The sequence below is a fragment of the Buttiauxella sp. AC038 genome, assembly GCF_979253565.1.
Window position 1 is genome coordinate 3,214,422 of the sequence record NZ_CEEDCQ010000001.1, and the last position, 26,975, is coordinate 3,241,396.

The following is a 26,975-nucleotide window of genomic DNA, read 5'->3' on the forward strand; positions in this document are numbered from 1 at the left end:
TTAATCGGTTACTCACAAAGTGGTGCTAAAAATTGATAAAGCTCGCGAGATTCAAATCGCCATAATTCAGCCTGGTTCACAGGGACAACCGGCATCAATGCATTGCAAATGAGTAACTCGTCGGCTTGAGCCAGACTTTCAGGACGCTCCCGCACTTGCGTTACTTGCCAGGGTGAGTCTGCAAGACAAGCAATAATATGCTGGCGCATCGTGCCGTTTACACCAGATTTATCCATATAAGGGGTAAAGACCTGAGATCCTTTACGCCAGAATAAATTAGCGGCACAGCATTCCGTAAGCCACCCATCACTGTCAAGAACCAGTGCTTCCTGGGCTTGCGTCTGTTCAAGATGCGTACGAATCAGCACTTGCTCAAGTCGATTCAGGTGTTTAATTCCGGCAAGATGCGGGTTGATGCCCAATCGAATGGGGCTTAATGCCAGGGTAATCCCCTGCTCACGCCATTGTGGATAAAACGAAGGGTAAGCTGAAACGCTGAGTAGCCGTGTCGGATGTTGGCAATTTGCTGCACTGTAACCGCGCCCACCACTACCACGAGTGATCAACACTTTTAGTACGGCTTGTGATTGTGACAATGCAAGCTGCTGCATTTCACTTTCAAGCAGTGACCATTCGACAAACGGGATAAGGAGTTTTTCACAGGCTTGTTGTAAACGGTCAAGATGCTGCGCCAAAAAGCGCACACTGCCGTCTTTGACCCTTGCCGTTGTGAAACAGCCATCGCCGAACTGCACTGCGCGATCGTTTGCCGGAAGATTTGCCGTCAACTCACCATTGATTAAATACATCATCGTTCCTCAATGTTCCGTGAATTAAGAGTGCCAGTGAGAATGGTGCAGCAAAAGAGGGATATTTAAGATGTATAAAGGGCTCGCAAGCGAGCCCTTTATTATCAGCCAATCAGACCTTTTTAAAGATCAACGAGCCGTTTGTACCACCAAACCCGAAGGAGTTACACAGGGTGTACTCCATTCCTTTTACCTGGCGTGCAACATGAGGAACAAAGTCCAAATCGCAACCTTCGTCAGGATTATCGAGGTTAATGGTTGGTGGAACCACTTGATCACGCAGTGCAAGGATAGAGTAGATTGACTCTACAGCCCCTGCAGCACCTAATAAGTGACCGGTCATAGACTTGGTTGAGCTCACCAGAACACGGTAGGCATCTTCACCAAAAATAGTCTTAACCGCTTGTGTTTCGGCTTTGTCACCAGCTGGCGTTGAAGTGCCATGTGCATTGACATAGCCCACCATGCCTGGAGTAATACCTGCATCACGCAGAGCATTTTCCATAGCCAGTGCAGCACCTGCCCCTGTTTCTGGTGGAGAAGTCATGTGATAAGCATCGCTGCTCATACCAAAACCAACGACTTCTGCGTAGATCTTCGCGCCACGTTTCTTAGCATGTTCGTACTCTTCGAGTACCATCATGCCCGCACCATCACCCAACACAAAACCATCACGGTCTTTATCCCACGGGCGGCTTGCCGCTTGCGGATTGTCATTACGGGTAGAAAGTGCACGTGCGGCACCAAAGCCACCCACGCCCAACGGAGTACTGGCTTTTTCTGCACCACCTGCAAGCATTGCGTCTGCATCGCCATAAGCGATGATACGCGCTGCCTGACCGATGTTATGCACACCAGAAGTACATGCTGTAGCGATGGAAATGCTTGGACCACGTAGGCCAAACATAATGGTCAGGTGACCTGCCACCATATTCACAATAGTAGACGGTACAAAGAATGGGCTGATCTTACGCGGGCCACCCTTAACGAGCGCGGCGTGGTTCTCTTCAATAAGACCCAGACCACCAATACCAGAACCGATTGCGGCACCGATACGGATTGCATTCTCTTCCGTTACTTCCAGACCAGAATCCAGCATGGCCTGGTGGCCAGCAACAATTCCATATTGAATGAAGGCATCCATTTTGCGCTGTTCTTTACGCGAAATGATGTCGTCACAGTTAAAATCCTTTACTAAGCCAGCAAATTTCGTTGCATAGGCGGTAGTATCGAAATGGTCGATTAGGCTGATGCCACTCTGACCGGCAAGGAGAGCTTTCCAGGTAGACTCTACGGTATTGCCGACAGGAGACAACATGCCCAGTCCGGTCACAACTACACGACGCTTAGACACGTTTGTCCTCCAGGGAGGAAAAAATAATACTAGTGGGACACTTAGATAAAACTCAGGCGGTCGAATGACCGCCTGGAGATGTTCACTTACGCTTGGTGACCGTTGATGTAATCAATGGCAGCCTGAACGGTGGTGATTTTCTCAGCTTCTTCGTCCGGAATCTCAGTATCAAACTCTTCTTCCAGAGCCATTACCAGCTCAACGGTGTCAAGAGAATCAGCGCCCAGGTCCTCTACGAAGGAAGCGGAGTTGATAACTTCTTCCTGCTTAACGCCCAGTTGTTCGCCGATAATTTTCTTAACGCGTTCTTCGATAGTGCTCATACTCTTAAATTTCCTATCAAAACTCGCTTTCGCGATGGTTTTCGTAGTGTATAAAATGTTGAAAAAGATGCAACTAAATCCCGGCAGGTCATACCACGATTTTACGCTATTTTGCGGGCATTCGCCCAAATAACGCAAATAGTTTTATCTTGCGGTTAAACCATGTACATTCCGCCATTGACGTGCAGGGTCTCACCAGAGATGTAACCCGCCTCGTCAGAGGCTAAAAATGCAACAGCACTGGCGATTTCTTTTGCGTCGCCTAAACGACCCGCTGGAACTTCCGCCAGTATACCCGCACGCTGGTCTTCCGACAGCGCACGCGTCATGTCCGTTTCAATAAAGCCCGGAGCAACAACGTTTACAGTAATACCTCGTGACGCAACTTCACGTGCCAGAGATTTACTGAAACCGATCAGACCCGCTTTCGCCGCAGCGTAGTTAGCCTGACCAGCATTTCCCATGGTACCAACCACAGAACCAATAGTGATAATACGACCATGACGCTTTTTCATCATAGCGCGCATTACCGCTTTTGACAGACGGAAAACTGATGACAGATTGGTTTCGATGATATCGTTCCATTCGTCATCTTTCATGCGCATTAACAGGTTATCACGAGTGATACCGGCATTATTAACCAGAATGTCGACTTCGCCAAATTCTGCGCGAATATTTCCTAAAACTGCTTCGATAGAAGCTGGATCGGTGACATTAAGCATATAACCTTTGCCGTTATCGCCCAGATAATCACTGATCGCCTGCGCACCGCTTTCGCTGGTAGCAGTACCGATAACTTTCGCACCACGGGCCACTAAGGTTTCCGCGATTGCGCGGCCAATACCGCGGCTTGCGCCGGTTACCAGCGCAATTTTTCCTTCAAAACTCATGGTTTTCCTCGTCTTATTGCTCGAGCGCTGCTGACATCGCTACCGGCTCGTTAATGGCCGATGCAGTCAGTGTGTCAACAATACGTTTTGTTAGGCCAGTCAATACCTTACCTGGCCCTACTTCCAGCAACTGGGTTACACCCTGCGCTGCCATAAATTCTACTGATTTAGTCCACTGTACCGGGCTGTAGAGCTGGCGTACCAGAGCACTACGAATAGCTTCCGCAGAGGTTTCACATTTCACGTCGACGTTGTTCACAACAGGAACAACAGGCACATTGAAAGTGATATTTTCCAGCGCAATAGCAAGTTTATCAGCCGCGGGTTTCATCAATGCACAGTGAGATGGCACACTAACTGGCAGTGGCAGAGCGCGTTTTGCACCGGCGGCTTTACAAGCTGCACCAGCACGCTCTACGGCGTCTTTGTTACCCGCAATCACAACCTGGCCTGGTGAGTTAAAGTTCACCGGAGAAACCACTTCGCCTTGGGCTGCTTCTTCACAGGCTTTTGCAATAGACGCATCATCAAGTCCGATGATGGCATACATTGCGCCGGTTCCAGCAGGGACCGCTTCTTGCATCAATTTACCGCGTAACTCAACCAGACGCACTGCATCTGCGAAATCAATGACGCCAGCACAAACCAGAGCAGAGTACTCACCCAGGCTGTGCCCTGCCATCATTGCAGGGGTTTTGCCACCCTTCTGCTCCCAGACACGCCACAATGCGACAGAGGCTGCCAGCAGTGCTGGCTGAGTTTGCCAGGTCTTGTTTAGTTCTTCAGCTGGACCTTGTTGAGTCAGAGCCCACAAATCATAGCCCAGCACATCAGAAGCTTCACGGAAGGTTGCTTCAACAACAGGATTAGCTGCTGCGATTTCTGCCAGCATACCAACTGCTTGCGAACCTTGCCCTGGAAAAACAAAAGCAAATTGAGTCATGGTTAAATCCCTAATAATCAAAAACGAACCAGTGCTGAACCCCAGGTAAAGCCGCCGCCGAAGGCTTCGAGCAATACTAGTTGGCCACGTTTAATCCGCCCGTCGCGTACCGCTTCATCCAGCGCTGCCGGAACAGAAGCCGCTGAGGTATTACCGTGACGATCAAGAGTAACGACTACATTATCGAGTGACATGCCAAGTTTTTTCGCAGTCGCGCTGATAATGCGCAGGTTAGCCTGATGCGGGACCAACCAATCAAGATCGGAACGATCCAGATTATTAGCCTCAAGGGTTTCATCAACAATGTGTGCAAGCTCTGTAACTGCAACTTTAAAGACTTCATTACCGGCCATCGACAGGTGAATCGAATTTTCAGGATTCACGCGATCGACATTCGGTAGCGTCAGCAGTTCACCATAGCTACCATCAGCATGCAGGTGGGTTGAAATGATACCAGGCTCTTCAGAAGCACTCAGTACAACCGCCCCTGCACCATCACCAAAAATAATAATTGTGCCGCGATCGGTAGGATCGCAAGTACGTGCCAGCACGTCAGAACCAATAACCAACGCATGTTTTACTGCGCCGGACTTCACATATTGATCTGCCACGCTTAGTGCGTAGGTAAAACCTGCGCAAGCGGCTGCAACATCAAATGCAGGGCAGCCTTTAATCCCTAACATTGCCTGTACCTGGCAGGCAGCACTTGGGAAAGCGTGAGTTGAAGAAGTTGTGGCAACGATAATCAGCCCAATTTCAGACTTATCGATTTCTGCCATTTCAAGCGCACGCGTGGCCGCAGCAAAAGCCATTGTTGCGACGGTTTCATCTGGTCCAGCAATTCGACGTTCACGAATACCTGTGCGGGTGACAATCCACTCGTCAGAAGTATCCACCATTTTTTCCAGGTCGGCGTTGGTACGCACGTGTTCTGGCAGATAGCTACCAGTACCAATAATCTTCGTATACATGTACGTCAGTCACTCTTGGGTAATACAGATTCCAGGCGGGCAGCAATCCGTGTAGGGACTTGCCGCACCACCGCCTGCACTGCCTGTTCTATCGCGACAACAAACGCTCGCTGATTGGCCGCTCCGTGACTCTTAATCACTGTGCCGCGCAATCCTAACAGACAGGCGCCATTATACTGGTCGGGGTTGAGGTGACTGAATCGCCTTGTCAGGCTTTTTTGTAACCAATGCTTCAATATAATTAGCCACCACGACCTTTTTTTCCCTTCGCCCTGTGATTTCAAAAGCGAGAGGAACATCCTTGCAACCCCTTCCATCGTCTTGAGGGTGACGTTACCGACAAAACCATCGCAGACCAGCACGTCGGTTTTTCCCGTCAACAACTCGTTCGCTTCAAGATAACCAATATAGTTGATAGAAGGCATTGTTTTTAATAAAGCTGAAGCATCGCGAATGCTATCAAGACCTTTAGTCTCTTCTTCACCGATGTTCAGCAATGCGACACGCGGAGAGTTGATGCCGAGAAGTTCCTCAGCCATCACTGAACCCATTATCGCAAATTGCACCAGCATATTACTGTCACAATCCACATTCGCGCCAAGATCCAGCACGACGGTTTTACCTTTTTGCTGATGCGGCAATACTGTCATCAACGCCGGTCGCTCAATCCCTTCAATGGGTTTGAGTAATAATTTCGCAAGGCCCATCAGTGCACCAGTATTTCCTGCACTGACGCAAGCTTCTGCTCGCCCTTCTTTTACTAACTCAAGCGCCACTCGCATCGAGGATCCGCGACTATTTCGGATCGCATGCGAAGGTCTTGCATCACTGGCAATAACCGACTCCGCAGGAACTATCTGCGCACGTGAGCGTTTTTCAAAATCAGCTTTGGCAAGTAATGGCGTGATGGCGTCGGGGTCGCCGACTAATAGAAGGTTTAGCTGAGAGTTAGAGTCCAGTGCCTGCAATGCTGCAGGCACTGTCACGGAAGGACCGAAGTCCCCACCCATGGCATCTAACGCAAGGGTTAGACGTCTCAAGGTATCGCCAATTACTTAGCGATAACCTTGCGACCGCGGTAGAAACCGTCGGCGGTGATGTGGTGACGCAGATGAGTTTCGCCAGAAACTTTGTCCACGGACACTGCTGCTGTGGTCAGCGCGTCATGGGAACGACGCATGCCACGTTTAGAACGGGTTGGTTTATTCTGTTGTACGGCCATGGACCTTACTCCTTAATTACTTATGCTTTAAACTGGCTAATACGGCAAATGGGTTTGGTTTCTCCGCCTCGGAAGGAAGTTTGCCAAAAACCATGTCCGCCTCGGACACTTCACAGTGTTCAGAATCATGCACCGGAACAACTGGCAAGGAGAGGATAATTTCATCTTCAACCAACGCCAGAAGATCGATTTCACCAAATTCGTTGACCTGAACTGGTTCATATCCTTCCGGGAGTGCTTCAGCCTGCTCGTCTTTGACGATCGGGCTAAAACAATACTGTGTGTAAACCTGATGGGCAAATGGCTTTCCGCAACGCTGACACGCCAATGTTACCGAAACTTTCGCATCACCAGTAATAACTGCGAGGCGTTGGTTATCGATGGCAAATGACATATCGCATTCCACATCACTGTCTACACTGACTACAAACTCGGCGACACGCTCCACCTGAATAGGGGTGTAAACACCCGTGTAATCAAGGCGTTTTTGAGCCGTACGAACCGGATCGAGAGTCAGGGGTAATTTTACTTTTTGCATAGGGCGCGCATATTAACTTTGTAACGTCATAGAGTCAAAGAAAAAGCCTGTAAACAGTGCCTTTTCTACTTATTCGCACACATTGCGGTGGCATAGTTTAAAATGCCTTTTCTCGGATCGCTATCATTAATGAAAAAAATATGACGCAAATTGTTCTGGCCTCAACTTCGCCATACCGTCGAGAGCTGCTTGAAAAGCTCGGCATGCCCTTTATCACCGCGGCTCCACTGGTCGATGAAACGCCAATTCCCGGTGAGGATGCCCGCCAGCTCGTCATGCGACTGGCACAAGCCAAAGCACAGGCATTGAGCAAGGAATATCCAAATCATCTGATTATTGGCTCGGATCAGGTCTGCGTATTAGACGCAAAGATCGTCGGCAAGCCGCACACAGAAGAGAAAGCAGTCGAACAATTGCTGATTGCGAGCAACAGTATTGTTACTTTTTATACCGGCCTTGCACTTTATAATTCTTCCGTGGGCAATTTACAGGTGATTTGCGAACCCTTTGATGTGCATTTTCGTCATCTGAGTGAGCAAGAAATCCGCAATTACGTGCATAAAGAGCAACCTTTACAGTGCGCGGGAAGCTTTAAAAGTGAGGGTTTGGGGATAACATTATTCGAACGCTTGTCTGGAAAAGATCCGAATACGTTAGTAGGACTACCGCTGATTAGCTTGTGCGAAATGCTGCATAATGAAGGGTGTAGCCCATTACTGATGTGAAAAAAGGGTGGAAAAGCGACAGCTTGATCCACCCTTCTTTATTTCGTCAACCGCAATGCTTAGCCAGTAGACAACAAACTAGCGTGCGTTACGCAACACATTAAGGCAACGTTTTAGCTTCTCATCCAGCGGTGCTTCAACTCGCATAATTTCACCGGTGTTTGGATGGGTAAAGCGCAAGGCCGCAGCGTGTAAGAACAAGCGATTCAGCCCCGTTCCTGCGAGTTGCTTATCAAACTCACGATCGCCATAACGATCGTCAAACGCAATCGGGTGGCCTGCATGCAGCGTATGCACACGAATCTGGTGAGTACGCCCGGTAATCGGGCTACAACGCACAAGAGTGGCAAACTCGTAACGTTCTTCCACTTTAAAACGCGTCTCTGAAGGTTTCCCTTCGCTATTTACGCGCACAATGCGCTCACCGCTTTGCAAAATATTCTTAAGCAACGGAGCCTGCACTGCTTTCACATGCGATTGCCATTGGCCACGAACAAGCGCCAGGTAGTCCTTCTGCATTCCTTTTTCACGCAATTGCTCGTGTAACGAACGTAATGCAGAACGTTTCTTCGCAACCAGCAAAATCCCGGAAGTATCACGGTCCAAACGGTGAACCAGTTCAAGGAAACGCGCTTCAGGGCGTAACGCACGTAAACCTTCAATCACACCAAAGCTTAAACCGGAGCCGCCGTGAACGGCTGTACCCGATGGCTTATTTAGCACCAGAATGTGGTCGTCTTCATAGAGAATCGCATCAGTCAATGCCGCCACTTTTTGCAGATGCGGGGAAACCGCCTCTTCTTCACGTTCAGCAACGCGAACTGGTGGGATACGAATTTCGTCACCATCCTGAATTTTATATTCAGGCTTGATGCGTTTTTTATTCACGCGCACTTCGCCTTTACGCAAAATGCGATAAATCATACTTTTCGGTACGCCTTTTAAGCGCGCGAGCAAAAAGTTATCGATACGCTGCCCGGCTTCGTCGGACGAAATGGCAACGATTTGTACTGAAGGAGTCTGAGTTTTCATGGTCGGCGATTCTAAATAGCGTGCGCGCATAGCGCCACTCATTTTTATGTGCTTAACTGAGAAATTGCCTGGTTTTAAGTCGCCTGACTCTCCTTTTTCAAATTTCTGCGACGCACAGCGAAAAAGTGAGTTAAAAAACTGTAAGAAACGAGGCATCAAAGGCAAAAGTCATCTTGCTATAATAAGGTTAGCAATGGAATAATGTTGCGGTTTTCCGTGTTGATACTTGTTAGAACAAGGAATTTTGCGGAATTACCAGTTTTGCCTGAATGTTCATCCACGCAGCAATGGCGTAAGACGTATTGTACTTTCAGGCAGTTAGCGGGCTGCGGGTTGCAGCCTGACCGGTAAAATGGAATCAACTCTTAAGATATTTTCTAAGGTTATTCCCACGATAATTGCGCTGTATTTCCGTATGAAATACAGGCTACCGACACTTTGCGCCTCTCAGCAAGCGACAACCGTGAGGTTGGCGACTTAATGCGTTTAGTCACGAGGCCATCGGTTCACTCCCGGTCAGCGTCACCATGCCCGTAGCTCTGTCACCAATGTAAGAATAATGAGTAAGTTACGATGAAAAGAATGCTAATAAACGCGACTCAGCAAGAAGAGTTGCGTGTCGCCCTTGTAGATGGGCAGCGCCTGTACGATCTGGATATTGAAAGTCCTGGACACGAACAGAAAAAAGCCAACATCTATAAAGGCAAAATCACCCGTATTGAACCTAGTCTGGAAGCGGCATTTGTAGATTACGGCGCGGAACGGCATGGTTTCCTTCCCCTTAAAGAAATTGCCCGCGAATATTTCCCGTCGAATTATTCATCACATGGTCGTCCAAACATTAAAGATGTTTTGCGCGAAGGCCAGGAAGTGATTGTCCAGATTGATAAAGAAGAACGTGGTAATAAAGGCGCAGCCTTAACCACCTTTATTAGCCTGGCAGGTAGTTATTTGGTACTGATGCCTAACAACCCGCGCGCTGGTGGTATTTCACGCCGCATTGAAGGTGACGATCGTACCGAACTGAAAGAAGCACTGTCTTCTCTTGAACTGCCAGATGGCATGGGTCTGATTGTACGTACGGCTGGCGTGGGTAAATCCGCCGAAGCACTGCAGTGGGACTTAAGTTTCCGTCTGAAGCATTGGGAAGCCATTCAGAAAGCGGCAGAAAATCGCCCGGCTCCATTCCTTATCCATCAGGAAAGCAACGTTATCGTCCGTGCTTTCCGTGATTATCTGCGTCAGGATATCGGTGAAATTCTTATCGATAACCCGAAAGTGCTCGAACTGGCTCGCCAGCATATCGGTGCTTTGGGTCGTCCTGATTTCAGCAGCAAAATTAAGCTCTACACCGGTGAAATCCCGCTGTTTAGCCACTATCAAATTGAATCGCAGATTGAATCCGCTTTCCAGCGTGAAGTTCGCCTGCCTTCCGGCGGTTCGATTGTTATCGACTCCACCGAAGCATTAACCGCAATCGACATTAACTCCGCGCGCGCAACTCGTGGTGGTGATATCGAAGAAACGGCATTCAATACCAACCTTGAAGCAGCTGATGAAATCGCACGCCAACTGCGCTTGCGTGACCTCGGTGGCCTGATTGTTATCGACTTCATCGACATGACGCCTGTGCGCCACCAGCGTGCGGTAGAAAACCGTCTGCGCGAAGCGGTACGCCAGGACCGTGCTCGTATCCAGATTAGCCATATTTCACGCTTTGGCCTGCTGGAAATGTCCCGTCAGCGCCTCTCCCCTTCTCTGGGCGAGTCCAGCCACCACGTCTGCCCGCGTTGTAGTGGAACAGGTACGGTACGTGACAACGAATCCATGGCACTCTCCATTCTGCGTCTGATTGAAGAAGAAGCGCTGAAAGAGAATACCCAGGAAGTTCACGCGATTGTTCCTGTACCAATTGCCTCTTACTTGCTGAACGAAAAACGTGATGCGGTAAGCGCGATTGAAACCCGTCAGGGTGGTGTGAAAGCTATCATCGTTCCTAACGATCAGATGGAAACTCCACACTATTCCGTATTGCGCGTACGTAAAGGCGAAGAAAGCAAAACTCTGAGCTACATGCTGCCGAAGCGGTATGAAGAAGAGATGGCTGTGACGTCTGAAGAAGAGTACGCAGAGCGTAAACGCCCTGAGCAACCTGCACTGGCAACCTTCGTGATGCCTGACGAGCCGCCAGCTCCGCCTGAGTCAGCTCCTGCAGCAACCGCGGTGCAAACTCCAGTTACTAAACCAGTAGATGCGAAAGTAGCAACAACTGAGCAGCCTGGCTTGCTTAGCCGCTTCTTCGGTGCGTTGAAAAACCTGTTCGCAGGTGAACCTACGACTGAAAGCAAAGAAGTTCAGGAAGCAAAACCTGCTGAGAGTGAAGGCCAACGTCAAAATCAGGATCGCCGTAATAACCGTCGCCAGAATAACCGTCGTGACCGTAACGATCGTGGCGATCGCAATAACCGCGATCGTGATAATCGTGGTGAAGGGCGTGGCGAAAACCGCAGCGAAAATCGTGACAACCGTGAGCCGCGTGAAAACCGCGACCGCGACGATAACCGCCGTAACCGCCGTCAGGGTCAGCAGCAAAATACTGAAGTGCGTGAAAACCGCCCGAACGTTGTTGTTGAAGAAGCTGAGAAGCCTAAAGTACGTGACGAGCAGCAGCCACGTCGTGAGCGCAACCGTCGTCGTAGCGATGACAAGCGTCAGGCACAACAAGAAGTTAAAGTTCTGCAACGTGATGAAGTGGTTGAAGTTGAAGCTGAGACCGAGCAGGAAGAACGCGTCCAGGTTATGCCTCGTCGTAAACAGCGTCAGCTGAGCCAGAAAGTTCGCTTTGAATCAGCTCAAGATTCTGCTGTTGAAGTTGTGGCAACGCCTGAAATCGCTGAAACAGTTGCAGCACCAGCTACCCACACTGAACTGACAACTATTCCGTTACCAGCCGTTATCGAGAAGCCAGTTGTTGAGCAAGAAGACAACAACGATTCACGTAACGACTCTAATGGTATGCCGCGCCGTTCTCGCCGCTCTCCACGTCATTTACGTGTTAGTGGTCAGCGTCGTCGTCGCTATCGTGATGAGCGTTACCCTGCACAGTCGCCAATGCCGTTGACCGTAGCATGTGCATCTCCTGAACTGGCCTCTGGTAAAGCCTGGATTAGTTATCCGGTTGCCCGTTCGCAAGAAGAGTCGCAGTACGACCACGTTGAGCAAACTCCTGCGTTTGTTCCTCATGAGCAAGAGCCTGTAGCTGTGTATACCGAGCAACGTGTTGTTCAGGAAGTATTGGCAGCGCAACCAGTTGTTGAGACTGCACATGTTGAAACGACACACCCGGAAGTGATTGCTACGCCAGTCAGCGAGCAGCCACACCTGATTGCTTCTGAAGATGACGTTGTCGCTGAACAAGTGATTGACGAAGTTGCACCTGCACAAGATGAAGTAGTAAATGTAGAAACTCATCCGCAGCAGGTCGCTGAAGTTGCACAGGAAGCGCCGGTTGTTGTTGCAGAAACTGTGCCAATGGCTCCGGTTGAAGAAACAAAACCAGTCGAAGTGGTTGAAGTGCAAACTCCTGTTACTCAAGAAGCAGCTGTTCCAGAAACTGCCGCTGAAATTGTACCAGAAGTAAAAGCAGCGCCTGTACAAGTAGCCGTAGTCGCTCACGTCGTTAAGCATGCGACTGCACCGATGACTCGTGCTCCAGCACCGGAATATGCTCCAGAATCACCACGTCAAAGTGATTGGGTACGCCCAACTTATGACTTTAGTGGTCGCGGTTCTGCCGGTGGTAGCAGTGCAACTCACCAGGCAGCAGCACCAGCAACACGCCCGCAAAGCACTGACTAATCGCTAAGCGTTGCTAAAAAGCCGACCAGTTTCCTGGTCGGCTTTTTTATTTCTGCGTGTGCTGTCATGTGGCAACTCTAATCCTACCTACAAAAACAATTTGTCTATTCATAGGGAAATTGCCAGCGATAACATCCCCCTTACCCTCTATTTTCAGGCAAAAAAAAGCCCACTCTGGGGTGCAGAAGTGGGCATATAAAGCGTGCCCAGTTTCATGGCACGCCCAAAATGGTAAAACTTATTTGTTTAGCTGGAACAAGGACATCCCCTGCATATCGCTGAACGCTTTATATGAAGCCTGAAGGGCTGCCTGTTGCATCACATAGGAAGAGATTGCTGAGTTCCAGTCAACATCCACCAAATCACTCATTTGCTGAGCCTGACCCAACGCGCGATCGCTACCTAACTCATCAAGCTTATCCAACTCGTTCAGCTGCGTACCGAGTTCAGCACGCACAGTCAGCACGTTATTGAGGGAGTTTCTCAACCCACGGTTGGTTTTATCAATTGCACCCTTTTCTACATCCGTCAAATCTGCAGCTGGCGTTTTCAACGCGCTAATTGCACTATCAAGCATCTCAAAAAGATTAGTCTCTGATGGAGAACCATCAGGTTCAGGCACCGCATTACTGGTCAGTGACTCGAAAATCTGTGAGCCCAAATGCCCTACGGTCATGGTACGCGATGCGTCTACAGACTGAGTTACCGATGTACTACCACCGGTATAAGTGATGCTGTTGGCCCCACCGCTAAACGGTGCCGAATCCGTTTTGTAACCTGCAAAAATATAGCGCCCGTTGCCATCCGTACTGTTGGCAAGGTTCAATATCTGATTGCGAATACCTTCCAGATCGGTCGCCAGTGATGCACGGTCGTCATCGCTTAACGTACCGTTACCGGCGTTAACGATTCTTTCTTGTGCTGACTGGATGGCTGTTGTCACCTGCCCTAACACGTTTTCTTCCAGCGAAATCTTTTGAGTCGCAAAGGTACGCGCCAACGCATACTGGCTGTTTTGTGCCTGAGCCTGAGACAACACTACAGCCTGCGATGCAGCAATCGGATCGTCAGAAGGTTTAGTAACACGCTTACCGGTCGACATCTGCTCGCCATAACGCAACCACTCACTTTGCGAGTTGGTTATGCCGCGCATGTTCTGTTGGTACATCATTGCGGTACTGATACGCATACGCCAGATTCCTTAATTAACGAATGGACAGTAACGCATCAAACAGAGTTGATGCCGTCTGTAGTACCTGGGCATTAGCCAGGTAATATTGTTGGAAACGCTGCAAGTTACCGTACTCTTCGTCGAGATTGACGCCCGAGATAGACTGCTGTTGGTTACTCAACTGCGTAACCACGTTATTTTGCGTTGTGCTGGTGACTTTCAGGGTGCTGGTCTTGTTACCAACATCGCTCACAAGGCTTGCATATGCATCGTTAAACGATTTGTTGCCGTTAACGAGTTTGCCGCTTTGCAAGTCCAGCATTGCCTGGGCATTACGGTTGTCGCTTGCGCCACCGCTGGTATTGCCAGTGCCACCATTAGGGTCACCCGCCAGGGCCAGCTTACTTTCGTCGGTAATCAGCACGCCCATGTTCACAACAGCGTCAGAAACAGGTTTAACTATGAAGCTGTCATTTTTGCTCGGCGCCGTACCGCTAATATCAAGTTTCAGGCCATCGAAGCTCATGCTTTTGCCATCAGTGGAGAGCGTGGCTTTGAATTGCTTATTATCCGCCAGGCGTGTGACTTGCCAATCCTTACCGTCATAGGTCACTTTATAGTCGCTTGCCTGCACTTCCGAACTGTTCGTCATGCTTACTTTAAGCGAGGTATCTTTAGCGACATTGTTGGCGTTCCCCCAGGCTGTCGGCCCGCCGATTGAAAAGAAATCACCGCCAGCCTCCGGCGGGTCACCAGCATCAACCCCTTTGCCATGTTGCTGATTTATCGAATCGGCAAATGTCAGAGCCAACTGCCCCAAGCGGTTGCGAGCGCTATCCAGATCCTGAGAACGGAAGGTCAACATGCCGCCCAGCGTGCCGCTGCTCAGCTGGTTTTCCGGAATTTCCTTAGTGCCTGAAACAGGGTCAACATACGCAACAGTAGTGCGTGAAGGGTCAGCACTGGAAGGGACTGCCGCCAGTTTATTGGCTTTATCACCCTGTACCAGGGACAAACCATTCGCGATGGAGACGTTATATGTACCACCATCCTGAACACTGACTTCAACACCGACAATCTGGTTTAACTCGCTAACCAACTGGTCGCGTTGATCGAGCAGATCGTTCGGTGCTGCACCTGCCCCCACACCCGTCAGGCGCGAAATCTGGTTATTCAGATTGGCGATCTGGCTGGCGTAATTGTTGATTTGCTCCACGCTACTCTGGATTGCGGTATTCACCTGCTTATCCTGGTCGCGTAGATACTGATCGGTCACCTTAAACTGGTTAACCAAGCCGTTGGCATTTCCAAGCAATGCCTGGCGTGCCGCCGGATCTTCGGAGTTACTAACCAGAGTCTGCAAGCCGCTAAAGAAGCTCTGCATGGTTGTAGCGAGGGTATTTGTAGTGCCAGACAGAATATTGTCAATTTTAGACATCTGCTGGTACTGAGTATTCAGACCACTGCTTTGCGTTTGTGCCGCACGCAGTTGGTTAGTGATGAACGCATCATATTCACGTTGCACACCGCTGACCTGTACGCCATTACCAATCCAGCCACCTGCGCCAAACGTACTTTGCGACTGCGACAACACGGTAGTCTGGCGGGTATAGCCTGTGACGTTATAGTTAGAAATGTTGTTACTGACAGTATTCAGTGCCGCCTGGGCAGCACCCAGGCCACTCATGGCACTGTTAATCAGGCTACTGGACATGAAATTTCCTTAGCGCGTTAATCACGATTCCTGTTGGTAAGTATCGGCAGCGTCTGGCAACACTTGAGGTGTTAGCTCTAAATAATTCGAGTTGCAGGAAGGCGGCAAGGGAGCAACAAATTTGTCTGGAACAAATTTGAACGCTGCTTGCAGCGTCCCCAAAGGGGTAAGGCCCATGGATGGGCCGCATAATCCCCAGGAGCTTACATAAAGTAAGTGACTGGGGTTTGTGAGTGCAGCCAACGCACCTGCGGCTCGAAGTATGATGAGCTTCAGAATAAATTGGATAAGTCATTGCTATAAGCTTTTGCGACCTTCTCACCCATCGCCTTCATCTGCTGAATCATACCCGTCAGCTTGCGGGCATAGTTCGGATCGGTTGCGTAACCGGCATTTTGCAATGCCTGTGCACCCTGTTCTGCGGTATTGGCATTAGTGACTGCAGCGTATCGCGGGTTACGCGTCAGCAAGCCGACGTAATCAGAAAGTGCTTCGAGGTAAGAGCTATACACGCGGAACTTAGCTTTTACCTTTTTGGCTTCACCATTTTCATACTCCGTAGTGGTGATTTCCGTCGTCGGGCCTTTCCAACTTCCTGACGCCTTCACGCCAAACAAGTTAAAACTTGGTTCACCTTTTTCAGTGAGGATTTGCCGCTGGCCCCACCCTGACTCCAGCGCAGCTTGCGCCAGAATCAAGTGGTGAGGAATACCACTCTGTTCACTGGCAAGCCTTGCTGGTAACGAAAGCTGAGCCAGGAAGTCTTTGCTATCCCCGGTTAGCGGCTCTTCGTTAGAAGGCGCTTTCGGTATGGCCTGGCGCACCATTTGCGTTAACGCCTGGTTCTGGAAACTGGTCACAGTTTGCAGATCAAACTTCATCGGCACTTTGCCAGCATCTTCCGATGGGTCGGCATTGCCGCCCATTTGCTCCACCATCATATCGGCCAGACCAAGCCCTTTGGAGCTTAGCTGCTGCGCAATTTGCTGGTCATAGATGCTGGTGTACATGCGTGTCTGCTCGCTGCTAAACAAGCCATCTTTTGGCAGCGCCTCACGCATGCTTTTCAGCATCATTTGCACGAACATCCCTTCCACCTGGCGGGCAACCGATTTCATGTTGCCCTTTGGATCTTGCCCGGTTTTCGCTTTTAGCTCGTTAAGAGAGTTAGCATCCCATGCAGCATTCGCCAGTGACTGGGTATCGTTAAGCATCAGATGATTTCCACTTTGGCACGCAGACATCCGGCGGTTTGCATCGATTGTAGAATCGACATCAACTCCATTGGTGAAGCGCCCAGCGTATTCAGTGCACGAACCACATTATTCAGATTGGCACTGGCGTTAACCCGTTGCAGCGCGCCGCCGTTCTGACGCAAATCGATTTGGGTTTGCGGCGTCACCACTGTTTGACCACCACCAAATGGCGTATCCGGCTGGCTTACCTGCGCTGAGCGGTTAACCGTCACAGACAAGTTACCCTGCGCCACTGCACAAGTGTCCAGTGTCACTTCCTGGTTCATCACCACCGAGCCGGTACGTGAGTTGATAATCACTTTCGCGTCCTGCGCAGGCATATTGACTTCGAGGTTCTGAATATCAGCCAACAAACGCACTTGCGAACTGTTACCGCTTGGTACACGAATCTGAATAGTGCGCGCATCTAAAGCTGAAGCACTGCCAAAACCACGTGAGCGGTTGATAGTGTCAGTTATCTGCTGCGCAAGAGTGAAATCATCGTTGTTGAGCTGCAGGCTAATCATATTCCCGGTGCCAAAAGTGCCCGGTAACTCACGTTCGATAACCGCACCGTTAGTAATACGACCGCCGTTAAGCTGGTTAACCTGAACGCTGCTACCGCCCGCCGAAGCCCCGGCGCCGCCAACCAGAATGTTACCCTGCGCGAGCGCATAAACCTGGTTATCAACACCTTTCATCGGCGTCATCAGCAAGGTGCCGCCACGCAGGCTTTTAGCGTTACCCATGGATGAAACCACTACATCAATATTCTGCCCGGAGCGTGCAAATGCCGGGTATTTTGCCGTCACCATTACCGCAGCGACGTTTTTAAGCTGCATGTTGGTGCCCGCCGGAACGGTGATCCCCAACTGCGAAAGCATGTTGTTGAGTGTCTGGGTAGTGAACGGTGTTTGTGTGGTTTGGTCGCCTGTGCCATCGAGCCCGACCACCAGACCGTAACCAATCAGGGAGTTTTCACGCACGCCCTGAACCGTTGTCAGGTCGCGGATACGGTCAGCTTGCGCAAAGGTTGCCACCAGCATCAGTAATCCGAATAAATATTTGGTCATGAGTTTCCTCGCTTACATCGGCGATAAATTAAGGAAGAAGCGTTGTAACCAACCCATATTTTGCGCTTCGTTGATATAGCCATTACCGACATATTCGATGCGTGCATCCGCCACTTGCGTAGACGGCACGGTGTTGGAGCCGCTAATAGTGCGAGGATTCACCACGCCGGAGAAACGAATAAATTCGGTGCCCTGGTTAATGGCTATCTGTTTTTCACCCACGACGTGCAGGTTGCCGTTTGCCAGCACCTGATCCACCGTCACGGTTAAGGTTCCGCTAAAGGTATTACTGGCGTTTGCCCCACCCTTACCGTTGAAACTGTTGCCGCCAGAGGCATCCACTGACGCGCGGTCGTTGCCGAATAGCCCCTCGAGATAACGAGGCGTTACGTCAAAGCCAAAGTTTGTTTTGCCATCACGGCTGGCATTAGCCGACGAGCTTTTACTGGCACTGACATTTTCCTGGAGCTGAATAGTCAAGGTATCGCCGACATTCCTTGGACGGCGGTCTTCGAACAAAGGCTGATACCCATAGTTCACCGGTTGCGCCGTCTGGAAAATTGAACCATTGACGATAGGCGCAGGGCCTGGCACTGGCTGGGCCGTTGTCGCCCCTTCCACCAGCGGTTTAGTTGGTATCAGCGCGCAGCCCGTTGAGGCGAGCACCAGACACATCACGATAGGACGGAGAACTATTGGGTTTTGCATTGCTTTCATCTTCAGGTCATTCAGATAAAGACAGCCGGTGCGAAACTGCACACCGGCAAACGCCTTACAGTTGCGTCAGTTTTTGCAGCATCTGATCGGTGGTAGAAACGGCTTTACTGTTGATTTCATAAGCGCGCTGAACCTGGATCATATTCACCAGTTCTTCAGCCACGTTCACGTTAGAGGTCTCAACGTACCCCTGGTACAAAAGCCCCGCGCCGTTAAGCCCTGGGGTGCTTTCGTTTGGCGTACCGGAGGACTGGGTTTCGGCATACAAGTTCTCGCCCAGGCTTTCCAGACCCGTGTCATTCATAAAAGTGGTCAAGTTAAGCTGGCCTACCTGCACGGGTTGCGCCTGACCCTGCTGAGTCACACTCACGATGCCGTCACGTCCAACAGTAATCGTCAGGGCGTTAGCAGGAATGGTGATAGCAGGCTGAACCTGGAAACCACCCGCCGTCACCAATTGGCCGTTTTGATCAACCTGGAATGAACCATCGCGCGTGTAGGCACTGGTACCATCCGGCAGTTGCACCTGGAAGAAACCCTGACCTTTGATAGCCACATCTTTACTATTGTTAGTCTGAGAAAGGTTACCCTGGCTATGCAGACGCTCAGTGGCGACCGGACGCACACCCGTACCAATCTGCAAACCTGACGGCAACGTGGTTTGCTCAGAAGATTGCGCACCAGGCTGGCGAATAGTCTGGTAAAGAAGATCTTCAAACACAGCACGCTGACGCTTAAAACCGTTGGTGGAGACGTTTGCCAGGTTGTTGGCAATCACATCCATGTTGGTTTGCTGGGCATCAAGACCGGTTTTGGCGATCCATAAAGAACTGATCATTTTGAATTCCTGTTAGTTTCGCGGCTGATTATCAAGTCATCGACAGCAATTGGTTGGCCCGTTGCTCGTTTTCATCCACGCTCGAAATAATCTTCATCTGCATTTCAAAACGACGGGCGTTGGAAATCATGTCAGCCATGGCTTCTACGGGTTTCACGTTGCTGCCTTCCAGCACGCCTGGCATCAAAGAGATGCTGGCGTCAGCTTGCAAGGTCGCGCCACGCGTAGCCTGTGCGGCTGGGCTCAAACGGAAAAATCCATCGTCACCACGTACCACTTCCAGGCCTGTCGCTTTCACCAGTTTCAGGCGGCCAATCGGTGCCACGGTATTAGGCTGGTCGCCCGCGTTAAGTGCAGAAATGGTGCCATCAGCCGCGATAGTTAGCTGTGCGCCTTGAGGCACGGCAATCGGGCCACCCTCACCCATCACCGGTTGCCCGCCGATGGTCAGTTGCCCGGCAGGACTCACCTGCATATTGCCGTTACGGGTATAAGCTTCTGTACCATCAGCACTTTGTACCGCCAGCCAGCCATCTTGTTGCAGGGCAACATCCAGCGGGCGTTGGGTGTAATCAAGCTGACCTTGAGACATATCAGCGCCAGGCGTTGACGCGGTCACCAGCGTACGCGTTGGCAAAGAAAGCCCTTCCACCGGAACTGCGCGCAAAGCCGTTAGCTGTGCACGAAAGCCGGGAGTTGAAGCATTCGCCAGGTTGCTGGCCGTCACCGCTTGTTGATTCAGCGTCTGACTGGCCGCGCCCATGGCGGTATAAATTGCGTGATCCATTAAGCTTTCCCGTCAGTGCTTAGCGCAGGTTAACCAGGGTGTTAAGTATCTGGTCCTGGGTTTTGATGGTCTGCGCGTTAGACTGGTAGTTGCGCTGTGCAACAATCATATTGACCAGTTCTTTACTCAGATCGACGTTTGAGGCTTCCAGCGCACCGTTAGTCAGCGTACCGAAGTTACCTGAGCCTGCCGTACCCAACAGCGCAACACCAGAAGCATTGGTCGCCGCCCAGACGTTGTTACCCTCAGAGGACAGGCCTTCCGGGTTCGCAAAGTTGGACAACACAATCTGCCCGAGCAATTGGTTTTGTTCGTTGGAGTAGTTACCGACTACGGTGCCATCTTCATTGATCTGATAGCTCACCAAATCGCCAGGCTTATAGCCATCCTGATTCGCGGCAACGATATTGTTGGAGCCGGTGTTTTGCTGCATGGAGTTGAGGAAGCTGAGATTGAATGTCGCAGGCGTTGCACCATTAATAGCCTCAGTCTTAAAATCGCTAGCGGTACCTTTGGTTAAGACACCACTACTACTGAACTCCAGAGATGTCCCTTTTTGAATCGGGCTCCCCGCAACGCTGCTGTCCTGGGTATAAACATCCCAGGTATTTGCCGTAGAAGACTTCACAAAGAAGACGTTCATATCATGGGAGTTACCCTGGCTGTCATAGACAGTGATAGAGCCTTTTTTGTTGTAACTCTCTGAATCTGCTGGATCAAAAGTTGTTTTGGCAGGCACCTTATCGGTAGAGTTCAGGTTAATCTGCATTGAGGCCGTGGTAGTGATTTTCGCCGCCATCAAAGTATTAGGAATTGAAAGACCTACCGGGTTTGCCCCTTCCTGAATCGTTGGCGGTGTGCCGGTTGCCGGATAACCCGTCAGTTGCATACCCTGCATGTTCACCAGATTACGGTTTTGATCCAGTTTGAACTGACCGTTGCGGCTGTAATAGACCGAACCGTTAGTGTCCACCATACGGAAGAAACCATTCTGGCTAATCGCCACATCCAGGCCACGCCCGGTGTTGGTCGTAGTACCGTCGCCAAAGTCCTGCGTGATGCCTGCGACTTTAACGCCCAGACCCACTTTAGAACCTGCAAACATGTCAGCGAAAGATACGCTGCCGGACTTAAAGCCATAGGTGGCTGAGTTGGCAATGTTGTTACCAATCACGTCCAGGTTGGTGGCGGCGGCATTCAGGCCGCTGACCGCTTGAGAAAAGGCCATGTCTTACTCCTGCAAAGGGTTATAGGCTTAAATAATCTGCCTGATGTCGTCGAGAGTGGAGGTGCCGTAAGTACCGAGGTCGAGCAAGGTCTTGCCATTACTGAGTGTCACACCGTTGACCATCGCAAAATTGAGCGGCTGAGCAACCAGTTGTGTCCCACCATTTGTGGCATTGATAGCGACGTTATAAGCACCGTCTGGCGCCGTCGAACCGTCCGTCATCGTGCCATCCCAGGTAAAGGTATGAACGCCTGCGCTTAGGCCACCAATATCGAGCGTGCGTACCACTTTGCCGGTGTTATCCGTGATCGTAGCGGTAACTTTATCGGCGGCTTGTTGCAGCTCCACACCAAATGGCGTGGTCGCCTCTTTGCCTGCCAGAATTTTAGAACCAGGGATCATCACGCCATGACCAATCAGGGCACTTGCCTGAACTGACTGGTTATTGTTTAACTGGCCTGACACTGAACCGAGCGTGGTGTTGAGTTTTTCAATACCGCTCACGGTGCTGATTTGCGCAAGTTGCGTAGTCAGTTCGTTATTTTGCAGAGGGTTGGTAGGGTCCTGGTTTTTGAGCTGCGCAACCAGCAGCGTCAGGAAACTACTCTGAAGATCGGCAGCATTATTCCCGGTAATGCTGCTATTACCCGATAAAGTATTAACACCACTGGTCGTGGTGTCGTTCATATTAACGGCTATGCCCATCAGTCACTCCTTTACTGACCAAGAGTCAGGGTTTTCAACATCATGCTTTTCACAGTGTTGAGTACTTCCACATTTGCCTGGTAGCTACGGGAGGCAGACATGCTGTTGACCATCTCACCTACCACATCAACGTTTGGCATCCGCACGTAACCTTTAGCGTCAGCGAGCGGATTACCTGGCTGAAATACCAGCTTGTCTGGTGCCTGGCTCTCTTCAACGCCAGTCACTTTCACACCACCGGTTTCAGCACCAGGAGCTGCATCCACCTGGAAAATAACTTGCTTGGCACGGTACGGTTGACCATCGGGACCTGTGACGCTATCGGCGTTAGCCAGGTTACTCGCCGCCACGTTCATACGCTTGGACTGCGCGGCCATCGCTGAACCGGCAATATCAAAAATATTCAGTAAAGCCATCTATTAGCCACCCTGTTGCAGCACAGACATCATGCCCTTGATTTGGCCGCCGAGAACCGTCAGATCTGACTGGTATTTCAGGCTGTTATCGGCAAATTGTGTACGTTCGCGGTCCATGTCGACGGTGTTGCCATCCATTGATGGCTGGTCAGGAATGCGGTAGAGGAGATCAAGCTGTGGGACAGTTTGAGTTTGTGCCGGAATATGGCGCGAAGAGGTAAGAGCAAGCGATACGCCGCTACCTTCAACACGTCCTCTGTCCATCACTTTTTTCATTTCACTGGCAAAATCTATATCGCGAGCCTGATAACCTGGGGTATCGGCATTAGCGATATTCCCTGCCAGAATTTCCTGACGCTGGGCGCGCAAATTTATCGCTTCTTGCTGAAATCGCAGCGCGGCATCCAGTTTGTCTAGCATGTTCCCTCCGCATAATTAGGATTTGTCCGACAGCTTAAAGCCCCTTACGCGTGCGTTATCGTTGGAATAGACACAAAATGCGTCGCTATTTGTCGCCTTGATCAATTCCGTGTGCGGTTAAAATCACTGCAACCTGAACAAGGAGAGACGTTATGAACGGTCTGAAAACCTGGAGCACGATTGCGCTTTTACTGGCATGCCCACCGGCATTCGCCAGTATTCTGGATGCACCTTTGAACCAGTTTTTTCAGCAGCGTCTGGCGGGCATAAGCGATGAAGTATCGGTAAAAGTGAAAACACCCGATGCACAATTACCCTCCTGCCCGCTTCCCGATTTTTCAATGCCGGGTAATGGTCGCCTGTGGGGAACCGTGAGCGTGTTAGCTAGATGTGGTGATACCAAACGCTTTATTCAGGCAGAAGTGCAGGCTATTGGAAATTACGTCGTTGCAGCCCAGGCGCTACCACGTGGCAGTGTCATTAATGAAAGCCAGGTACAACTTAAACGCGGGAGATTGGATCAACTTCCTCCGCGTGCCATGTTGGATATTCGCCAGGCAAACGATGCTGTAACACTGCGCGACATCGCACCCAATCAGCCAATTATGCTGTCGATGGTGCGCCAGTCATGGCGAGTGAAAGCCGGGCAACGAGTCCAGGTTGTTGCTGCAGGTGAAGGTTTTAGTGTGAATAGCGAAGGCAAAGCACTCAACAATGCGGCTGTCGCGCAGAATGCGCGTGTACGAATGGATTCTGGTCAGATTGTAAGCGGGACAGTAGATGTTGATGGGAATATTCTGATTAACTTGTAATATTCAACTGGCGATTAAGAAGGGTATAAAGGTTCTGCGGCGACTGCCGATAGTGTGTTAACAGATGATAGATATTGGCAGGCTCAAATGCTGCGAGCCACCTCGATGAGGATAGAATAATGAGCATTGATCGCACGTCTCCTTTGAAACCGGTAAGTACCGTACAACCACGTGAAACATCAGAAGCTCCGATTCAAAAGAGCCGTCTGGAAAAAAGTACCACGCCAAACAGCACCAACGTGACACTCAGTGACGCGCAGGCTAAGTTAATACAGCCAGGCAGCGGTGATATTAATATGGAACGCGTTGAAGCACTCAAAACTGCGATCCGTAACGGCGAGCTTAAAATGGATACCGGCAAAATCGCCGATGCATTAATCCAGGAAGCTCTCAGCGATACCCAAAATAATTTAAGTGGCGGGAAGGCGACCAGGCCGTAAGTCCCCAGGAGCATAGATAACTATGTGACTGGAGCGCACGGGTGCAGTCAACGCACCAGCAGCTTGAAGTATGACGGGTATATATCCAGAGTAAATAATTGCATGAATCGTCTGTTAGAAGTAATGGATCAAATGACTGTGGTGCTCAACTCTCTGAAAGAGGTGATGGACGCCGAGCAGCAACAACTATCCGCAGGCCATGTGAATGGCAGTGCGTTGCAGCGCATTACCGAAGATAAAAGCTCGCTACTTGCGACGCTAGATTATCTCGAACAGCTTCGCCGTGACGCACAGAAAGCCGAAAATACCAGCAGCACGGATATTACCCAGCGTTGGCAGACGATTACGCAGAAAACGCAGCACTTACGTGATATCAACCAGCATAACGGTTGGCTATTAGAGGATCAGTTAGCGCGTAATGAACAAGCGCTGGCGGTACTCAAACCGCATCAGGAACCTAATCTTTATGGGGCTGATGGGCAGGCGACCACGGTCAGTCGTGGTGGGAAGAAAATAACGATTTAGTGCCAGAAAGAATAAGGGCGGTTTCAAAGCACCGCCCAAGTAATGCGTTAAAGACCCTTCAGAATCTTCATTGTCGCTTCTACATCAATCTCATCTTCCGAAAAGATTAACGTTGTGCCCTGGAAAGTGGTCACTGCCAGCTTTTTCAAGGTACGCATCTGCCCCTGTTTCGGGTCAACCTTCGGACGAATGCTATTCATCAATGCGCCCACAGACAGCACCGCATTCTCTTTATCAATCTTGGTTTCGGCAGGCACTTCTTCGCTGTAAACCAGGAAGGATTTAATCGAGGTGATTTTCATGCGCTCGCCTGCGATATAAATGTACTTGCTGTCTGGTTCAACCTTCACAGAAAATGCCGACAGGCCTTTGTTGTTCGTCGTAGGCTCGAAAGTGACTGAAGCATCTTTCTTAATCAGTTCAGGGTTGGCGACCTTAATCACATGAAAATAACGATTGTCACCGTTTTCATCTTTGATAAAACCGAAACCTTTATCTTCAAACCAGGTTGTGATTGTCCCGTGCATCGCTATTACCGCCTAATTAATCGTTCAATAAGTCAAATTTTGCAGCGCGCAGTTTAATGCAGAATGCGCGTGCCGACTATGCCTTTGGCACGTGTCGGCACGATAAATTGCCATCACGCTACATTGTGCGTCGGGCAAAATCCTTCACTCTGAATCCCAACACCGTAAGCGTTGCGAAATAAGCTGCGATACCGGCCACGACAACGGCCATTAAGCGCAGGATACGATACGGCATGGTGCCCAGATCCCAGGCCGGCATAATGTGCATCATGCCAACCAATACCGCTGACATCACAATGACACCAGCAAACAGGCGCCAGAGGAATGCGCTCCAGCCCGGCTGAGGTTGGAAAATATCCTGTTTACGCAGTTGCCAGTATAGCAGGCTGGCATTCAGACACGCCCCCAGACCAATCGACAGCGACAGCCCGGCGTGCTTGAGCGGGCCAATAAACGCAAGGTTCATTACCTGGGTCAAAATCAGCGTCACGATGGCGATTTTAACCGGGGTTTTGATGTCCTGGCGCGAATAAAAACCGGGTGCCAACACCTTCACTACGATCAGCCCCATCAAACCGACGGAATAAGCCACCAGCGCACGTTGCGTCATAGAGGCATCAAAAGCGGTGAACTTGCCGTACTGGAACAGTGAAACAGTGAGCGGCTTAGCCAGAATCCCCAATGCAACCGCACTTGGCAGCGCCAGCAAGAAACACAGACGTAAACCCCAGTCCATCAGGCGTGAATATTCATCGTGATTACCGCTGGCAAAACTCTTCGCCAGTGAAGGCAGCAAAATGGTACCCAGTGCCACACCCAGCACCCCAGATGGGAACTCCATCAGACGGTCGGCGTAGTACATCCAGGAAACTGAACCGGAAGCGAGGAATGAAGCAAAAATGGTGTTGATGATTAATGAGATCTGACTGACGGATACACCAAGAATCGCCGGCCCCATCTGTTTGATCACACGCATCGCGCCTGCATCTTTCAGGTTCACGCGCGGTAAAACCAGCATGCCAATCTTTTTCAGATGCGGTAATTGATATGCCAACTGCAACACGCCGCCAACGGTTACCGCCCAGGCCAACGCCAGAATCGGCGGGTTAAAGTGCGGTGCGGCAAAGAGTGCAAAGCCAATCATGCTGAGGTTTAAGAATGTCGGAGCAAACGCCGGAACAGAGAAGCGGTTCCAGGTATTCAGTATCGCCCCACACAGCGAGGCCAGAGAGATCAGGAAAATATACGGGAAAGTAATTCGTAGCAGGCTGGAGGTGAGCGCGAATTTATCGGCCGTATCCGCAAAGCCAGGTGCTGTGACCAGAATAACCCACGGTGCCGCAATCATCCCGATAACAGTAACAACCGCCAGTGCAAGCGTCAGCAGCCCGGAAACATACGAGACAAATACGCGAGTCGCATCTTCACCCTGCTTACTTTTGTATTCAGCAAGAATCGGGACAAACGCTTGCGAAAATGCACCTTCGGCGAAAATACGGCGCAAAAGGTTCGGTAATTTGAATGCCACAAAAAAGGCATCCGTCGCCATCCCTGCCCCAAAAACCCTTGCCACAATGGCATCACGTGCAAATCCGAGCACGCGAGAAAACATCGTCATCGAGCTGACGGCGGCCAGCGATTTTAATAGATTCATTTATTATATGGTTCCACAAACATCAACGCCTGCAAGGCAGGCGTTGTT

The 26,975-nt window shown here is 50.4% G+C and carries 28 protein-coding genes; 5 read left to right on the forward strand and 23 right to left on the reverse strand.

Annotation, left to right across the window (positions count from 1 at the left end; genetic code table 11):
• Positions 1 to 8 precede the first annotated feature (8 nt).
• The 9 genes from pabC to yceD all read right to left on the reverse strand — a co-directional run bounded on the left by pabC (position 9) and on the right by yceD (position 7,050).
• Positions 9 to 809: an aminodeoxychorismate lyase gene (gene pabC, locus AC0IXI_RS15390; RefSeq protein WP_471682732.1), complete on the reverse strand. Its 801-nt coding sequence runs from the start codon at positions 807 to 809 to the stop codon at positions 9 to 11.
• Between the two features lie 112 nt (positions 810 to 921).
• Positions 922 to 2,163 (reverse strand): beta-ketoacyl-ACP synthase II, encoded by a 1,242-nt coding sequence (fabF, locus tag AC0IXI_RS15395; protein WP_064517913.1) that lies wholly within the window; start codon positions 2,161 to 2,163, stop codon positions 922 to 924.
• Positions 2,164 to 2,249: 86 nt separating this feature from the next.
• Positions 2,250 to 2,486, reverse strand: a complete 237-nt coding sequence (gene acpP, locus AC0IXI_RS15400; RefSeq protein ID WP_034456161.1) for an acyl carrier protein — start codon at positions 2,484 to 2,486, stop codon at positions 2,250 to 2,252.
• Between the two features lie 155 nt (positions 2,487 to 2,641).
• Positions 2,642 to 3,376 carry a 3-oxoacyl-ACP reductase FabG gene (gene fabG, locus AC0IXI_RS15405; protein WP_064517911.1) on the reverse strand — a complete coding sequence of 245 codons (735 nt, stop codon included), beginning with the start codon at positions 3,374 to 3,376 and terminating at the stop codon, positions 2,642 to 2,644.
• 13 nt (positions 3,377 to 3,389) lie between these two features.
• On the reverse strand, positions 3,390 to 4,319 hold the full coding sequence (gene fabD, locus AC0IXI_RS15410; protein ID WP_413497804.1) for an ACP S-malonyltransferase: 930 nt from the start codon (positions 4,317 to 4,319) through the stop codon (positions 3,390 to 3,392).
• 17 nt (positions 4,320 to 4,336) lie between these two features.
• Complete coding sequence (locus AC0IXI_RS15415) at positions 4,337 to 5,290, reverse strand: beta-ketoacyl-ACP synthase III (protein WP_064517907.1); 954 nt, start codon at positions 5,288 to 5,290, stop codon at positions 4,337 to 4,339.
• 5 nt (positions 5,291 to 5,295) lie between these two features.
• A complete protein-coding gene (gene plsX / locus AC0IXI_RS15420; protein WP_134183454.1) occupies positions 5,296 to 6,330 on the reverse strand; it encodes a phosphate acyltransferase PlsX in 1,035 nt (344 codons plus the stop codon).
• An 11-nt stretch (positions 6,331 to 6,341) separates the two neighbouring features.
• A complete protein-coding gene (rpmF, locus tag AC0IXI_RS15425) occupies positions 6,342 to 6,512 on the reverse strand; it encodes a 50S ribosomal protein L32 (protein WP_034456167.1) in 171 nt (56 codons plus the stop codon).
• A gap of 16 nt (positions 6,513 to 6,528) precedes the next feature.
• Entirely contained in the window at positions 6,529 to 7,050 is a 522-nt protein-coding gene (yceD, locus tag AC0IXI_RS15430; RefSeq protein ID WP_064517903.1) for a 23S rRNA accumulation protein YceD, read from the reverse strand.
• 140 nt (positions 7,051 to 7,190) lie between these two features.
• Between yceD and AC0IXI_RS15435 the strand changes: the two genes are divergently transcribed.
• Complete coding sequence (locus tag AC0IXI_RS15435; RefSeq protein WP_424221880.1) at positions 7,191 to 7,775, forward strand: Maf family protein; 585 nt, start codon at positions 7,191 to 7,193, stop codon at positions 7,773 to 7,775.
• Positions 7,776 to 7,853: 78 nt separating this feature from the next.
• Here AC0IXI_RS15435 and rluC read toward each other — a convergent pair whose 3' ends face one another.
• Positions 7,854 to 8,807 (reverse strand): 23S rRNA pseudouridine(955/2504/2580) synthase RluC, encoded by a 954-nt coding sequence (gene rluC, locus AC0IXI_RS15440; protein WP_413497806.1) that lies wholly within the window; start codon positions 8,805 to 8,807, stop codon positions 7,854 to 7,856.
• Positions 8,808 to 9,380: 573 nt separating this feature from the next.
• Here rluC and rne point away from each other — a divergent pair.
• Complete coding sequence (gene rne, locus AC0IXI_RS15445) at positions 9,381 to 12,665, forward strand: ribonuclease E (protein ID WP_471682733.1); 3,285 nt, start codon at positions 9,381 to 9,383, stop codon at positions 12,663 to 12,665.
• A 238-nt stretch (positions 12,666 to 12,903) separates the two neighbouring features.
• Here rne and flgL read toward each other — a convergent pair whose 3' ends face one another.
• The 11 genes from flgL to flgB all read right to left on the reverse strand — a co-directional run bounded on the left by flgL (position 12,904) and on the right by flgB (position 22,969).
• On the reverse strand, positions 12,904 to 13,854 hold the full coding sequence (gene flgL / locus AC0IXI_RS15450) for a flagellar hook-associated protein FlgL (protein ID WP_422567955.1): 951 nt from the start codon (positions 13,852 to 13,854) through the stop codon (positions 12,904 to 12,906).
• A 16-nt stretch (positions 13,855 to 13,870) separates the two neighbouring features.
• Positions 13,871 to 15,550, reverse strand: coding sequence for a flagellar hook-associated protein FlgK (flgK, locus tag AC0IXI_RS15455; RefSeq protein ID WP_424221883.1), 1,680 nt, complete (start codon positions 15,548 to 15,550; stop codon positions 13,871 to 13,873).
• Positions 15,551 to 15,822: 272 nt separating this feature from the next.
• The gene (flgJ, locus tag AC0IXI_RS15460) at positions 15,823 to 16,764 is read right to left on the reverse strand and encodes a flagellar assembly peptidoglycan hydrolase FlgJ (RefSeq protein ID WP_064517893.1); all 942 of its coding nucleotides are present in this window, start codon (positions 16,762 to 16,764) and stop codon (positions 15,823 to 15,825) included.
• Complete coding sequence (locus AC0IXI_RS15465; protein WP_064517891.1) at positions 16,764 to 17,858, reverse strand: flagellar basal body P-ring protein FlgI; 1,095 nt, start codon at positions 17,856 to 17,858, stop codon at positions 16,764 to 16,766. The genes flgJ and AC0IXI_RS15465 overlap by 1 nt, the downstream gene beginning before the upstream one ends.
• Positions 17,859 to 17,870: 12 nt before the next feature.
• Positions 17,871 to 18,566 (reverse strand): flagellar basal body L-ring protein FlgH, encoded by a 696-nt coding sequence (flgH, locus tag AC0IXI_RS15470; RefSeq protein WP_134184169.1) that lies wholly within the window; start codon positions 18,564 to 18,566, stop codon positions 17,871 to 17,873.
• Positions 18,567 to 18,630: 64 nt separating this feature from the next.
• Positions 18,631 to 19,413, reverse strand: a complete 783-nt coding sequence (gene flgG / locus AC0IXI_RS15475; RefSeq protein ID WP_064517889.1) for a flagellar basal-body rod protein FlgG — start codon at positions 19,411 to 19,413, stop codon at positions 18,631 to 18,633.
• 31 nt (positions 19,414 to 19,444) lie between these two features.
• Positions 19,445 to 20,200: a flagellar basal body rod protein FlgF gene (locus AC0IXI_RS15480; protein WP_064517887.1), complete on the reverse strand. Its 756-nt coding sequence runs from the start codon at positions 20,198 to 20,200 to the stop codon at positions 19,445 to 19,447.
• Between the two features lie 19 nt (positions 20,201 to 20,219).
• Positions 20,220 to 21,428 (reverse strand): flagellar hook protein FlgE, encoded by a 1,209-nt coding sequence (flgE, locus tag AC0IXI_RS15485; protein ID WP_471682734.1) that lies wholly within the window; start codon positions 21,426 to 21,428, stop codon positions 20,220 to 20,222.
• 27 nt (positions 21,429 to 21,455) lie between these two features.
• The gene (gene flgD / locus AC0IXI_RS15490) at positions 21,456 to 22,133 is read right to left on the reverse strand and encodes a flagellar hook assembly protein FlgD (RefSeq protein ID WP_064517883.1); all 678 of its coding nucleotides are present in this window, start codon (positions 22,131 to 22,133) and stop codon (positions 21,456 to 21,458) included.
• An 11-nt stretch (positions 22,134 to 22,144) separates the two neighbouring features.
• The gene (flgC, locus tag AC0IXI_RS15495; protein ID WP_034456187.1) at positions 22,145 to 22,549 is read right to left on the reverse strand and encodes a flagellar basal body rod protein FlgC; all 405 of its coding nucleotides are present in this window, start codon (positions 22,547 to 22,549) and stop codon (positions 22,145 to 22,147) included.
• 3 nt (positions 22,550 to 22,552) lie between these two features.
• Complete coding sequence (gene flgB, locus AC0IXI_RS15500; protein ID WP_064517881.1) at positions 22,553 to 22,969, reverse strand: flagellar basal body rod protein FlgB; 417 nt, start codon at positions 22,967 to 22,969, stop codon at positions 22,553 to 22,555.
• 152 nt (positions 22,970 to 23,121) lie between these two features.
• Between flgB and flgA the strand changes: the two genes are divergently transcribed.
• The 3 genes from flgA to flgN all read left to right on the forward strand — a co-directional run bounded on the left by flgA (position 23,122) and on the right by flgN (position 24,746).
• Entirely contained in the window at positions 23,122 to 23,781 is a 660-nt protein-coding gene (flgA, locus tag AC0IXI_RS15505) for a flagellar basal body P-ring formation chaperone FlgA (protein WP_134183460.1), read from the forward strand.
• Positions 23,782 to 23,900: 119 nt separating this feature from the next.
• Complete coding sequence (gene flgM / locus AC0IXI_RS15510; protein WP_151992605.1) at positions 23,901 to 24,221, forward strand: flagellar biosynthesis anti-sigma factor FlgM; 321 nt, start codon at positions 23,901 to 23,903, stop codon at positions 24,219 to 24,221.
• A gap of 102 nt (positions 24,222 to 24,323) precedes the next feature.
• Positions 24,324 to 24,746 carry a flagella biosynthesis chaperone FlgN gene (flgN, locus tag AC0IXI_RS15515; RefSeq protein WP_064517876.1) on the forward strand — a complete coding sequence of 141 codons (423 nt, stop codon included), beginning with the start codon at positions 24,324 to 24,326 and terminating at the stop codon, positions 24,744 to 24,746.
• A 47-nt stretch (positions 24,747 to 24,793) separates the two neighbouring features.
• Here the strand turns inward: flgN and AC0IXI_RS15520 are convergent, their stop codons facing one another.
• Positions 24,794 to 25,279, reverse strand: coding sequence for a cold shock domain-containing protein (locus AC0IXI_RS15520; protein WP_064517874.1), 486 nt, complete (start codon positions 25,277 to 25,279; stop codon positions 24,794 to 24,796).
• A gap of 112 nt (positions 25,280 to 25,391) precedes the next feature.
• Positions 25,392 to 26,927 (reverse strand): murein biosynthesis integral membrane protein MurJ, encoded by a 1,536-nt coding sequence (gene murJ, locus AC0IXI_RS15525; RefSeq protein ID WP_064517872.1) that lies wholly within the window; start codon positions 26,925 to 26,927, stop codon positions 25,392 to 25,394.
• Positions 26,928 to 26,975: the final 48 nt, after the last annotated feature.